Raw genomic sequence first — 12,484 nt, forward strand, 5'->3', positions numbered from 1 at the left:
TGAAGCGGGGCGTCGGGCTGTCCGCACCTTTTCCGCACCCGGTCGGGTCTTTGGCCGTCCGTTCGCGCACGGCTACTGTCGGCGCGCATTCCCCGGGACGGCCCGGGGTTCGTCAGCGGAAGGGAGAGCGGCGTCCCGTGGGGTTCCATCGCCGTCCCGCACAGTCCGGTCTCGACCGGAGCACGCGCGTGACCGTCCTTTCAGCGGCAGCGGCCACCGCGGCGGCGGCCCTCGCTGCCGCGCCCGCAGGTGCCGCGCCGCAGGACAAGCCGTCCGACACACGCGCCAAGGTGGACCGGCTCTACGAGCAGGCCGAGCAGGCGACCGAGTCGTACAACAAGGCCGACGAGCGCGCCGACAAGCTGCGCGCGCAGGTCACCCGGGCCAAGGACAGCGTCGCGCGCGGCCAGGAGCGCATCAACCGGATGCGCGGCGCCCTCGGCTCCCTCGCAGGGGCGCAGTACCGCGCGGGCGGCATCGACCCCTCGCTGGCCCTGATGCTCTCCTCCGACCCGGACGGCTATCTGGAGCGGGCCTCGGTCCTCGACCGCGTCAGCGCCCGCCAGGCGGGCGAACTGGCCGATCTGCAGCGGGCGCAGCGCACTCTCGCGCAGCAGCGCGCCGAGGCGGGCCGCAAACTCGCCGAGCTGGAGAAGAGCCGCACCACCGTCGCCCGCCACAAGCGCACCGTCGAGCACAAACTCGCCAAGGCGAGGAAGCTCCTCAACTCGCTGCCCGACGAGGAGCGCGACGCGTACGACAGGTCCTCGCGGTCCGGCGGGCGCGACGGCCTGCCGGAGCTCGGGGGCGCCCCGGCCTCCTCGCGGGCGGCCGCCGCGATCGCCGCCGCACGGTCCGCGATCGGCAAGCCCTACGTGTGGGGCGCCAACGGACCCTCCGGATTCGACTGCTCCGGCCTCATGCAGTGGTCGTACGCCCAAGCCGGGGTCGGCCTGCCGCGCACCTCGCAGGCCCAGCGGTACGCGGGACGCCAGGTGTCCCTGTCCGAGGCACAACCCGGTGACCTGGTCGCCTACCGCGACGACGCCAGCCACATCGGGATGTACATGGGCAACGGCCAGGTGGTGCACGCCCCCTACCCCGGAGCCCCGGTCCGCTACGACCCCGTCGGCATGATGCCGGTGTCGTCCGTGACGCGGATCTGACCGGACGTCCGCCGCGCACGCCCCGTACGATCAGGAAGGTGGCAGGTCACGGACGTGGGTCATGGCTGGTGGCGCTGTGCTGCGCCCTCTGTCTCGTCGTGCTCGCCGGATGCGGCGGCCGCGACCCCGTCCCGGACGCGGCCGCGGGCGAGGTCCGCAAGGTCCTTGACCGGCGGGCGCGGGCCGTCCTCGACGGGGACGAGAAGGCGTACGACAGGACCGAGCGCCCCGCGCAGGGCGCCGAGGACCTCTTCGGGCGCCTGCGCGCCGTCCCGCTGGACTCCTGGGACTACCGGCTGACCGACCTCGACCGCCACGGCGCGAACGCCACGGCGAAGGCCGAACTCCACTACCGCATCAAGGGCTACGACCGCGCGCCGGTCACCGCCGAGCGCACGCTCTCGCTGCGGCGCACCGGCGGGCAGTGGTACGTCACCGACGAGCGGCCCGCGCGGAAGACCGGCGAACAGCTCTGGGACCAGGGGCGCGTGACCGCCGAGCGCGGCGAGCACAGCCTCGTCCTCGGCGTCGGACAGAGCGCCGCCGACCTGCGCGCCCACAGCGAGCTCGCCGACCGGGCGGTGCCCGCAGTGCGGGACGCCTGGCCGGGGAAGTGGCCGGGGCGGATCGTCGTCCTCGTGCCGCAGTCGCTCGACGGCATGGCGGGGCTCCTCGGGGCGCCCGCGTCCGGCTACCGCGGGATCGCCGCGGTCACCACCGGCGAGACGGGCGGTTCGGGGCGGGCCCCCGCCGACCGGATCATCGTCAACCCCGAGGCGTACGGAGTCCTCGGCGACTTCGGCAAGCGGGTCGTCCTCACCCATGAGGCGACCCACGTCGCGACCCGCGCGCAGACCTCCGCGGCCACCCCGCTCTGGCTCTCCGAGGGCTTCGCCGACTGGGTGGGCTACCGCGACACCGGACGCACCGCCGCACAGGCCGCGCCCGAGCTGCGCCGCGCCGTGCAGCGCGGCCAACCCCCCGCCGCGCTTCCCGAGGACGAGGACTTCGGCTTCGGCGGGGACGCCACGAAACTCGCGGGGGCGTACGAGGGCGCGTGGCTGGCCTGCCGGATGATCGCCGAGCAGTGGGGCGAGCGGAAGCTCACGGACTTCTACGAGGCGGTGGGCGCCCACGACGGGCGCGCCGGCGCGGTCGAGGGCGCGCTGCGCGGCGTCCTGGACACCACGCCCGAGGACTTCACGGCGCGCTGGCGTACGTATCTGCGCGCGGAGCTTGGGTGATCTGCTCCGGCACCGGGCGCGGCCCCGCCCCGCGCGGCGCGGACACCGTACGGCGCCACAGGTTCCGGCAGGCCAGCACGGTCGCCGCGACCAGCAGACCGTTGCGTACGAGAAGCAGGGACAGGCCCAGCGGGTCGCCTGCCACCACATGCGAGAACCACACCGGGAACTCCAGGAACGTCACGAACGTCGCCACGAGCACCAGCCGGGCCGGCACCACCATCGGGCTCGCACGGAACGCCAGGCACACGGCGGCCGTCCCGACCAGCCACAGCATGTACTGCGGGCTGATCACCCGGCTCGTCGTGGTGAAGAGCAGCACGGCGACGAACGCCGCGTCCGCGGGTGTGCTCGCCGCGCGGACCCGGGCCCGCAGCCGCCACACCAGCAGCCAGCAGAAGGCGGCCACCGACAGCCCCTGGGCGACGGTGCTCACGAGCGACACGTACGGGCCCAGGAATTCCACCGAGCCGTAGTTGAGCCGCACTTCGCCCTGCCAGCCGAAGTGGCGCGCGATGTGGAAGACGAGGGCGCCGAGCGACTCCACCTCGGTACCGCGGTCGCGCTGGAAGGTGAGGAACGCCAGGGCGCCCGGCATCGTCACCAGGAACACCAGCGCGAGGGCGAGAGCCGTGGCCGCCGCCGCGGCCCACGACCGGCGCGTCGCCCGCCCGCGCGGGGTGCCCACGAGGAGCAGCACGGGCCACCCCTTGAGCAGCGCCCCGAACCCCGCGAGCGCCCCCATCGTGCGTGGGTGCCGCGCCCCGGCGAGCAGCCCGGCGACGGCGACGGCGGCGACCATCACGTCGTACCGCGCGTACCCGGTGGGCCCGAGCAGGGCCACGCCGACCACCCACACCCAGGCGCCCCGCAACGACTTCCCGGGCCGCCGCCCCGCGTGGAGCAGCAGCGCGCACACCGCCGCGTCGCACACCAGACACAGCACGAAGAAGGCCGTCGCGTACCCGAGGAAGGGCAACAGGGCGGGGGAGAGGACCGCGAGGGCGGCGGCGGGCGGGTACTGCCACGTGACGTCGTCGAGCGGGAAGGTGCCGGTGCGCAGGATCTCGTACCAGCCCTGGTAGATGACCGAGACGTCGCTGGTCACGTCGGGTCCGGGGACTGTGAACACGTGCAGGACGAAGAGCATGAGCAGGGCCCTGGTCAGCCCCCAGACGGTCAGGATGCGCGCCATGAGTGCCTCGCCCCTTTTCATCCACTTAAATGCGATTCGAGACGTCATGATGCCGGGTGGGGAGGGGCCGGGGCGAAGAGGCTGGGCCGTGGCTTTCGGTACCGCCGCCGGCCTTCGGTACTGTCGTGCGCGATGCACAAGACCCTGATCGTCACGAACGACTTCCCGCCCAGGCCCGGTGGCATCCAGGCGTTCCTGCACAACATGGCGCTGCGCCTGGACCCCGAGCAGCTCGTCGTCTACGCCTCCACGTGGAAGCGGGGCCGCGAGGGCGCGGAGGCGACCGCGGCCTTCGACGCCGAGCAGCCCTTCCAGGTCGTACGCGACTCCACGACGATGCTGCTGCCGACCCCGCGCGTCACCCGTCGCGCGGTGTCGCTCCTGCGCGAACACGGCTGTACGTCGGTGTGGTTCGGGGCGGCCGCGCCGCTCGGGCTCATGGCGCCCGCGCTGCGCGAGGCGGGCGCGACGCGGCTGGTCGCGACGACCCACGGCCACGAGGCGGGCTGGGCCCAGCTGCCCGCCTCCCGCCAACTCCTCCGCCGGATCGGCGATGCGACGGACACGATCACCTATCTGGGCGAGTACACGCGCTCACGGATCGCCGGGGCGCTGAGCCCCGAGGCGGCGGCGCGGATGGTCCAACTCCCGCCCGGGGTGGACGAGAAGACGTTCCACCCGGGATCGGGCGGCGACGCGGTACGGGCGCGGCTCGGCCTCACGGACCGGCCCGTGGTGGTGTGTGTCTCGCGGCTCGTGCCGCGCAAGGGCCAGGACACGTTGATCCTCGCCATGCCGAGGATTCTCTCCGCGGAGCCGGACGCGGTGCTGCTGATCGTCGGGGGCGGCCCGTACGAGAAGGACCTGCGGCGGCTCGCGGCGGAGACGGGGGTCGCGGACTCCGTCCGCTTCACGGGGGCCGTGCCCTGGTCGGAACTCCCCGCGCACTACGGCGCGGGGGACGTCTTCGCCATGCCCTGCCGGACCCGGCGCGGGGGCCTGGACGTCGAGGGCCTCGGCATCGTCTACCTGGAGGCGTCCGCGACGGGCCTTCCCGTCGTCGCGGGGGACTCCGGCGGGGCGCCGGACGCGGTCCTGGACGGGGAGACGGGGTGGGTCGTCCGTGGCGGCGAGCCGCAGGATGCGGCGGACCGGATCGTCGCCCTCCTCGCCGACGCGGAGCTTCGCTCCCGGATGGGGGAGCGGGGGCGTGCCTGGGTCGAGGAGAAGTGGCGCTGGGACCTCCTGGCAGAGACCCTGAAGTCCCTCCTGTAGCGCGCCCCCTGTGCGGCCCGGCGGGGCTTGCTCGCGCAGTTCCCCGCGCCCCTGAAGGCTCGCCCTTGGTCCTGCCGGGGGAGCTCGCGTCGCGGCTGCGGTCCGGTGCTCCTGAGGCCGCCCTCGGTTCTGCCGCGCGGGCTTGTTGTGCGGCTGACCGCGGGTGGTCCCTACCCGCGCAGTTCCCCGCGCCCCTGAAAGGCGGCTCCGCCGCCTCCAGGGGCGAGGCTGAGGAAGCCGGGCGCAGCCCGGGCTTCAGGGGCGCGGGGAACTGCGCGGGCAACCACGTGTGGCGGGAAGTCGAGGGCGGGCGGCGGCCCCCACTGCCCAGGGGTGCGGGGAACTGCGCGAGTGGCCACGGCGTGGCGGGAGTCGCCCGCGATGCAGCCCCCCCACGGCGAGTGGGCGGGACCGGTGACGCTACCCGCGGTAAATCGCCTCGATCTCGTCCGCGTAGTCCTTCGCCACCACATTCCGCTTCAGCTTCAGCGACGGAGTCAAGTGCCCCGACTCCTCCGTGAACTGGGAGCCGATGATCCGGAACTTGCGGACGGACTCCGCCTTGGAGACCGCCGCGTTGCCGTCGTCCACCGCGCTCTGGATCGCCGCGAGGAGATCCGCGTCGTCGCGGAGGGAGGACGCCGAGGAGTCGGCGGGCTTGCCGTGCTCCGCCGCCCACCGACCGAGGAACTCGTCGTCGACGGTCACCAGCGCGCCCACGAACGGACGCCCGTCGCCGACGACCATGCACTCGGCGACCAGCGCGTGCGCGCGGATGCGGTCCTCGATGACGGCCGGAGCGACGTTCTTGCCGCCGGCGGTGACGATGATTTCCTTCTTGCGGCCCGTGATCCGCAGGTAGCCGTCCTCGTCGAGCGTGCCGATGTCCCCCGTGTGGAACCACCCGTCCGCCAGGGCCTCTTCCGTCGCGCCCTCGTTGTTCCAGTAGTGCGAGAACAGGTGCTCGCCGTGGAGCAGGACCTCGCCGTCGTCCGCTATCCGCACGACCGAGCCGGGCAGCGGCTGGCCGACCGTGCCGATCTTCTGGCGGTCCCAGGGGTTGAAGGCTGTCGCCGCGCACGATTCCGTCAGGCCGTAGCCCTCCAGGACCGTGAAGCCGATGCCGCGGAAGAAGTGGCCCAGGCGCTCGCCGAGCGGGGCGCCGCCGGAGATCGCGTACTCGCCGCGACCGCCGAGGACCGCGCGCAGCTTGCTGAAGACCAGCTTGTCGAAGAGCGTGTGCTTGAGGCGCAGGCCCAGCGACGGCCCCGACGGCGTGTCCAGCGCGCGGCTGTACGCGATCGCCGTGTCCGCCGCCTTGTCGAAGATCTTGCCCTTGCCGTCGGCCTGCGCCTTCGCGCGCGCCGAGTTGTAGACCTTCTCGAAGACGCGCGGCACGCCGAGGACCATCGTCGGCCGGAACGAGGCCAGCTCGTCCGTGAGGTTCTTGACGTCGGGCGCGTGCCCCAGCTTGATCGGCGCCATCAGCGCGGCGACCTCGACGAGACGCCCGAAGACGTGGGCGACGGGGAGGAAGAGGAGGACCGAACACTCGCCCGTGCGGAACAGGGGCTTCAGGCGCTCCACCACGTTGCCGCACTCCGCGAAGAAGCTGCGGTGGGTGAGGACACAGCCCTTGGGACGGCCCGTCGTGCCCGAGGTGTAGACGATCGTGGCCGGGTCGTCGGCCTTGGCGGCGCCGCTGCGCTCGTCGACGGTCGCGTCCGGGACCTCGGCGCCGGCGCCGTGCAGCTCCTCGACGCCGCCCGCGTCGATCTGCCAGACGTTCTTCAGGGCGGGCAGCGTGTCACGCACCGAGGCGACGGCCGCGGCGTGCGCGTCGAGCTCCACGACGCAGGCCACGGCGCCGGAGTCGCCGAGGATCCACTGGATCTGCTCGGCGGAGCTCGTCTCGTACACGGGAACGGTGACCGCGCCCGCGCTCCAGATGGCGAAGTCGAGCAGCGTCCACTCGTACCGGGTGCGGGACATCAGGCCGACGCGGTCGCCGGGACGCACTCCGGCGGCGATCAGCCCTTTGGCGGTGGCGCGCACGTCGGCGAGGAAGGCCTTGGCCGTGACGTCCTGCCAGCGGCCCTCGACCTTGCGGCCGATGACGGCGACGTCCGGGTGCTGCGCGGCATTTCTACGGACGATGTCGGTCAGATTGCCGTCCGCAGGGACCTCGTACAGGGCCGGAAGGCTGAACTCGCGCAAGACTGCTGCTCCTACATAGGGCGCCGGCGCCACGACGTTGTGTGCTGCGACGGTGCGGTCCAAGATCGGGCAGGTGCTCAGTCGAGTGGGGGGCTGAGCACTACTGGACTGCCCGGACGTTACCCATCGGTATGGCTGGTTCGATAGGGGGGCGGGCCCAGATGTTCGGTGCGTCACACGTCGTCGTGGTCTGAATCGCACAGTACGCCACCGTCTTCCCGACTCGGAAGTAACCGCAGGTCCGGCCGCTGGACCGGGCCTCTACCGCCCCCGGGACGACCGTCCTAGGGTGATCGGCATGCCAGCTTTCCGGGTCAACGTGGTCAGTGACGTGCACGGCAACACCGAAGCGCTCGCACGTGCCGGGGACGGCGCGGACGCGCTCGTCTGCCTCGGTGACCTCGTGCTCTTCCTCGACTACGCCGACCACTCGCGCGGCATCTTCCCCGACCTGTTCGGCGCCGAGAACGCGACGAGGCTGGTGGAGCTGCGCACCGCACGCCGTTTCGACGAGGCCAGGGAATTCGGCCGAAAACTGTGGGGGAGCGTCGACAGTGACCGGGCCGCGGTGATCGAGCGCGCCGTCCGCAAGCAGTACGCCGAAATGTTCGCGGTCCTCCCCACGCCGACCTACGCCACCTACGGCAACGTCGACATCCCCTCCCTGTGGCCCGAGTACGCGGGACCGGGCACCACCGTCCTCGACGGCGAGCGCGTCGAGATCGGCGGCCGCGTCTTCGGCTTCGTCGGCGGCGGCCTGCGCACCCCGATGCGTACGCCTTACGAGATCTCCGACGAGGAGTACGCCGCCAAGATCGAGGCCGTCGGCGAGGTCGACGTCCTGTGCACCCACATCCCGCCGGACGTACCCGAGCTCCTCTACGACACCGTGGCGCGCCGCTTCGAGAGGGGCAGCCGCGCACTGCTCGACGCGATCCGCCGGACCCGCCCCAGGTACGCCCTCTTCGGCCACGTCCACCAGCCGCTGGTCCGGCGCATGCGCGTCGGTGCGACGGAGTGCGTGAACGTCGGGCACTTCGCCGGGACATCCAGGCCTTGGGCCCTGGAGTGGTGACCTCGCCGCGCGCGGTAGCCTTCACGCGGTACACACCACCCCATCCCGGACGACCGCATCTGGAGGAGCCACAGCGATGGCGGAACACACCAGCTCGAGCATCACGATCGAGGCGGCACCGGCCGAGGTCATGGGAGTGATCGCCGACTTCGCTCGCTACCCGGACTGGACGGGTGAGGTGAAGGAGGCGCAGGTGCTCGCCACCGACGAGCGGGGCCGCGCCGAGCAGGTCCGCCTCGTCATGGACGCGGGCGCGATCAAGGACGACCAGACGCTGGGCTACACCTGGACCGGGGACGACGAAGTCAGCTGGACCCTGGTCAAGTCCCAGATGCTCCGCTCCCTGGACGGCTCCTACCTCCTGCGCCCCACCGCCTCCGGCACCGAGGTCACCTACCGCCTCACCGTCGACGTCAAGATCCCCATGCTCGGCATGATCAAGCGCAAGGCGGAAAAGGTCATCATCGACCGAGCCCTGGCAGGCCTGAAGAAGCGAGTCGAGTCGAAGGAGGCCTAGGGGCACGCGGGGAAGCCGGGCGCAGCCCTGGCTTTCAGCGCACGGGGGCCGATGGGAAAGCGGGGCGAAGCCCCTGCTTTCAGGGGCGCGGGGAACTGCGCGACCAGCCACGACGAACCGGCAGCCGCAGGCAGACCGCCCCCCACGGCGAGTGGGCACCCCACCCACCCGGGCGCCCCGCCAGCTACCGTTCACAACCATGCGCACCCTCCTCATCACCGGCCCCGGCGGAGCCGGCCGCACCACCGTCGCCGCCGCCACCGCGCTCGCCGCCGCGCGGGCCGGCCACCGGACCCTGGTGATCTCCGCCGACCGCGCCGACACTCTCGGCGCGGCACTCGGCGAGGCGCCCGACACCGCACCCGCCGCCCCGGACGCGCATCCGGCGCTCACCACCCTCCGCCTCGCCCCGGCCGACCGCTTCCGCGACGACCTGCTCGCCCTGCAGGAACGTGCCGCCTCCGCCCTGGACCTGCTCGGCGCCGAGCGGCTCGACGGCGAGGAGCTGACCCCGCTGCCCGGAGCGGAGGAGCTGGCCCTGCTGCGCGCCCTGCGCGACGCGGACCGCGACGGCACGTACGACACCGTGGTCGTCGACCTGCCGCCCACCCCGCAGGCCCTCGCCGCCCTCGCCCTGCCCGAGCAGCTCCGCCGCTATCTGCGCCGGCTGCTCCCGCCCGAGCGCCAGGCGGCCCGTGCCCTGCGCCCCATGCTCGGCCGGCTCGCGGGCGTCCCCATGCCGGCGGCGTGGCTGTACGAGGCCGCGGCCCGGGGGGAGGACGAACTCGCCGCCGTCCAGCGCGTGATAGAGGCCCCCGGCACCACCGTCCGCCTGGTCGCCGAACCCGGCCCCGCGGGCGCCGACGCCGTCCGTGCCGCCGCCACCGGCCTCGCCCTGCACGGCCTGCGCACCGACCTCCTCGTCGCCAACCGGATCCTGCCGGACGCGAGCCCCGACACCTGGCTCGCCGGGCTCGGCGCCCAGCAGCACAAGACGCTCGACGCGTGGGAGTCGACGTACGACGACGTCGTCAGGGCCCCGCACCTCGGCCGCGACCCCCGCGGCGCCGACGACCTCGAAGCCCTCGGCCTGACCGCGCCCGCGGCAGCCCCCGCTCCCGCCGCCTGGCCCGTCACCGAGGCCCCCGAGGGCGACGGCGGCCACACGTACGTATGGCACATTCCGCTGCCCTCCGTCACCCGCGAGGAGCTCGGCCTCATCCGGCGCGGCGACGAGCTCGTCGTCACCGCGGGCCCCTACCGCCGCATCGTCACCCTGCCGTCCGCGCTGCGCCGCTGCACCGTCGCGGGAGCAGGGCTGCGCGAGGGCGAGCTCAGGGTGCGGTTCGCGCCCGACCCGGATCTGTGGCCGCGCGAGCGGTGAACGCCGTACCTCCATTCGGGTAACGTCGAGTGGCATGAGCGATGCCACCGAGCGCGAAGCCCCGGAAGCCCAGGACCCCCAGGAAAGTCACGCCGACGCCTGGGAGCGGGCGTGCGCCGAGGACCTCGCGGCGGAGAAGGCCCGCCGCCGCGCCCAGTACGGGCCGCCGCCCGGCTCCGCGGCCGAGGAGCTGCGCAAGCTCTTCGACGTGGTGTCGGACAAGCTCTCCGGACTCCAGGCGCCGCTGCTCGGCGCGGTCGCGCAGGGTGCCGTCGAGCAGACGCTCCGGCAGGTCGCCAAGGAGGCGAAGGCGGTCGTCGAGCCGGTCATCGAGCGCAACCCCGACGTCTTCGACCACCTCGCGGCGGCGGGCTCCGAGCTGCTCGCCGCCTACCGCTCGGCGGTCGAGGGCCAGGAGAGCCGGTGGACCCGCGGCGACGGCGCGGACGACGCCACGAAGGACGCCGCGCCCGGCCGGGACCCCCGTGACGGCGGCTCCTCCGCGGGTGAACACATCGATCTGGACTGATGCCCCTCGGGTACGGTGGGCCGTAGCGGGGCTCGATCGAACTGAGGGATTCATGGGACTCACCATCGGCGTCGACATCGGCGGCACCAAGATCGCGGCCGGAGTGGTCGACGAGGACGGCAACATCCTCTCGACCTTCAAGGTGCCGACCCCTGGTACTTCCGAGGCCATCGTCGACGCGATCGCCTCCGCCGTGGCGGGCGCACGGGCCGGGCACGACATCGTCGGCGTCGGCATCGGCGCCGCCGGATACGTCAACCGGCAGCGCTCCACGGTCTACTTCGCGCCGAACATCGACTGGCGCCAGGAACCGCTCAAGGAAGAGGTCGAGAAGCGCGTCGGCCTGCCCGTGGTCGTGGAGAACGACGCGAACGCGGCGGCCTGGGGCGAGTACCGCTTCGGCGGCGGCAAGGGCCACCGCAACGTCATCTGCATCACGCTCGGCACCGGCCTCGGCGGCGGCATCATCATCGGCAACAAGCTGCGCCGCGGCCACTTCGGCGTCGCCGCCGAGTTCGGCCACATCCGGATGGTGCCGGACGGCCTCCTCTGCGGCTGCGGCAGCCAGGGCTGCTGGGAGCAGTACGCGTCCGGCCGCGCCCTCGTGCGGTACGCGAAGCAGCGCGCCAACGCCACCCCGGAGAACGCCGAGTACCTGCTCTCGCTGGGCGACGGCACCCCCGAGGGCGTCGAGGGCAAGCACATCTCGATGGCCGCGCGGCAGGGTGACGCCGTCGCCATCGACTCCTACCGCGAGCTGGCCCGCTGGGCGGGCGCCGGCCTCGCCGACCTGGCGTCGCTCTTCGACCCGTCCGCGTTCATCGTCGGCGGCGGCCTCTCGGACGAGGGCGAGCTGGTCCTCGACCCGATCCGCAAGTCGTTCAAGCGCTGGCTCGTCGGCGCGGCGTGGCGGCCCGAGGCCCAGGTCATCGCCGCCCAGTTGGGCAACAAGGCGGGCATGGTCGGAGCGGCGGACCTGGCGCGGGAGCCGGATCCCGTCATGTGACCCCGCGACGGGGGCGCCGCGTATCGCGCTGCGCGCCCGTCCTCAAACGCCGGACAGGCCGGATACCCTCCGCCTGTCCGGCGTTCGCGTATCTTGATCGCCATGCCGACGAGCCCGACCCCTGCGCTCCCCAACTCCCGCACCGAACCCGATGGTTCGGCCGTCATCCGGGTGCTCAGCTACAACATCCGTTCGATGCGCGACGACACCGCCGCGCTCGCCCGGGTCATCTCCGCCTGCGCCCCCGACCTCGTCCTGATCCAGGAGGCCCCGCGGTTCTTCCGCTGGCGCAAGAAGCTGGCCCGCCTCGCGCGCGCCGCCGACCTCGTGATCCTCTCCGGCGGCGGCACCGCCGCGGGACCCGCGCTGCTCTGCTCGCTGCGCGCCACCGTCGAGCGCACCGAGGACGTGCTGCTCCCGCTCACCCCCGGCCTGCACCGGCGTGGCTTCGCGACCGCCGTCGTCCGCTTCGGCGGCGCGCGGCTCGGCGTCCTGAGCTGCCACCTGAGCCTGCAGACCGACGAGCGGTACGACCAGGGCGGGATGCTGCTCGACCGGCTCGCGGGGATGGGCGTGGAGCACGCGGTCGCGGGCGGCGACCTCAACGAGCGGCCCGGCGGCCGGACGTTCCGCAGGCTCGCGGAGGGACTCAAGGACTGCTGGACGGCCAAGCCCTGGGGCGGCGAGAACACCTCCACACCGGCCGACCCGCACCAGCGCATCGACGCGCTCTTCGCGACGTCCGGCATCGAAGTCCTCGGCTGCGGCGTGCCGTTGGACCTGCCGGGGGTGGGCCCGGACGACCTGAGGGCGGCCACGGACCACCTGCCGGTCCTGGCCGCCCTCAGAGTCCCCGCGGTGCGGGCCTAGGGGCGC

At 73.2% G+C, this 12,484-nt stretch carries 11 protein-coding genes; 9 read left to right on the top strand and 2 right to left on the bottom strand.

What is annotated here, in order from left to right; translation table 11 throughout:
* Positions 1 to 137: 137 nt before the first annotated feature.
* Both DEJ48_RS28605 and DEJ48_RS28610 read left to right on the top strand, forming a co-directional pair.
* Complete coding sequence (locus tag DEJ48_RS28605) at positions 138 to 1,166, top strand: NlpC/P60 family protein (RefSeq protein ID WP_150219090.1); 1,029 nt, start codon at positions 138 to 140, stop codon at positions 1,164 to 1,166.
* Positions 1,167 to 1,204: 38 nt separating this feature from the next.
* Positions 1,205 to 2,410 carry a hypothetical protein gene (locus DEJ48_RS28610; RefSeq protein WP_190537650.1) on the top strand — a complete coding sequence of 402 codons (1,206 nt, stop codon included), beginning with the start codon at positions 1,205 to 1,207 and terminating at the stop codon, positions 2,408 to 2,410.
* Here DEJ48_RS28610 and DEJ48_RS28615 read toward each other — a convergent pair.
* Positions 2,367 to 3,605 (bottom strand): glycosyltransferase 87 family protein, encoded by a 1,239-nt coding sequence (locus DEJ48_RS28615; RefSeq protein WP_223832239.1) that lies wholly within the window; start codon positions 3,603 to 3,605, stop codon positions 2,367 to 2,369. The two genes, DEJ48_RS28610 and DEJ48_RS28615, sit on opposite strands and share 44 nt — an antisense overlap.
* A 132-nt stretch (positions 3,606 to 3,737) precedes the next feature.
* Here DEJ48_RS28615 and DEJ48_RS28620 point away from each other — a divergent pair, with 132 nt between their 5' ends.
* Entirely contained in the window at positions 3,738 to 4,880 is a 1,143-nt protein-coding gene (locus DEJ48_RS28620) for a glycosyltransferase family 4 protein (RefSeq protein WP_150219092.1), read from the top strand.
* 420 nt (positions 4,881 to 5,300) lie between these two features.
* Here DEJ48_RS28620 and DEJ48_RS28625 read toward each other — a convergent pair whose 3' ends face one another.
* The gene (locus DEJ48_RS28625) at positions 5,301 to 7,097 is read right to left on the bottom strand and encodes an AMP-dependent synthetase/ligase (RefSeq protein WP_150219093.1); all 1,797 of its coding nucleotides are present in this window, start codon (positions 7,095 to 7,097) and stop codon (positions 5,301 to 5,303) included.
* A gap of 298 nt (positions 7,098 to 7,395) precedes the next feature.
* Between DEJ48_RS28625 and DEJ48_RS28630 the strand changes: the two genes are divergently transcribed.
* The 6 genes from DEJ48_RS28630 to DEJ48_RS28655 all read left to right on the top strand — a co-directional run bounded on the left by DEJ48_RS28630 (position 7,396) and on the right by DEJ48_RS28655 (position 12,478).
* Positions 7,396 to 8,172, top strand: coding sequence for a metallophosphoesterase (locus DEJ48_RS28630; protein WP_150219094.1), 777 nt, complete (start codon positions 7,396 to 7,398; stop codon positions 8,170 to 8,172).
* A gap of 76 nt (positions 8,173 to 8,248) precedes the next feature.
* Positions 8,249 to 8,689 carry an SRPBCC family protein gene (locus DEJ48_RS28635; protein WP_150219095.1) on the top strand — a complete coding sequence of 147 codons (441 nt, stop codon included), beginning with the start codon at positions 8,249 to 8,251 and terminating at the stop codon, positions 8,687 to 8,689.
* Between the two features lie 199 nt (positions 8,690 to 8,888).
* Positions 8,889 to 10,073, top strand: a complete 1,185-nt coding sequence (locus tag DEJ48_RS28640) for an ArsA family ATPase (protein WP_150219096.1) — start codon at positions 8,889 to 8,891, stop codon at positions 10,071 to 10,073.
* 34 nt (positions 10,074 to 10,107) lie between these two features.
* Positions 10,108 to 10,602, top strand: a complete 495-nt coding sequence (locus tag DEJ48_RS28645; RefSeq protein ID WP_150219097.1) for a DUF5304 domain-containing protein — start codon at positions 10,108 to 10,110, stop codon at positions 10,600 to 10,602.
* 52 nt (positions 10,603 to 10,654) lie between these two features.
* Positions 10,655 to 11,608 (top strand): ROK family glucokinase, encoded by a 954-nt coding sequence (locus DEJ48_RS28650; protein ID WP_150219098.1) that lies wholly within the window; start codon positions 10,655 to 10,657, stop codon positions 11,606 to 11,608.
* Positions 11,609 to 11,710: 102 nt separating this feature from the next.
* Entirely contained in the window at positions 11,711 to 12,478 is a 768-nt protein-coding gene (locus DEJ48_RS28655; RefSeq protein WP_150219099.1) for an endonuclease/exonuclease/phosphatase family protein, read from the top strand.
* Positions 12,479 to 12,484: the final 6 nt, after the last annotated feature.

It is taken from the genome of Streptomyces venezuelae (assembly GCF_008642315.1).
Lineage (GTDB): Bacteria > Actinomycetota > Actinomycetes > Streptomycetales > Streptomycetaceae > Streptomyces > Streptomyces venezuelae_D.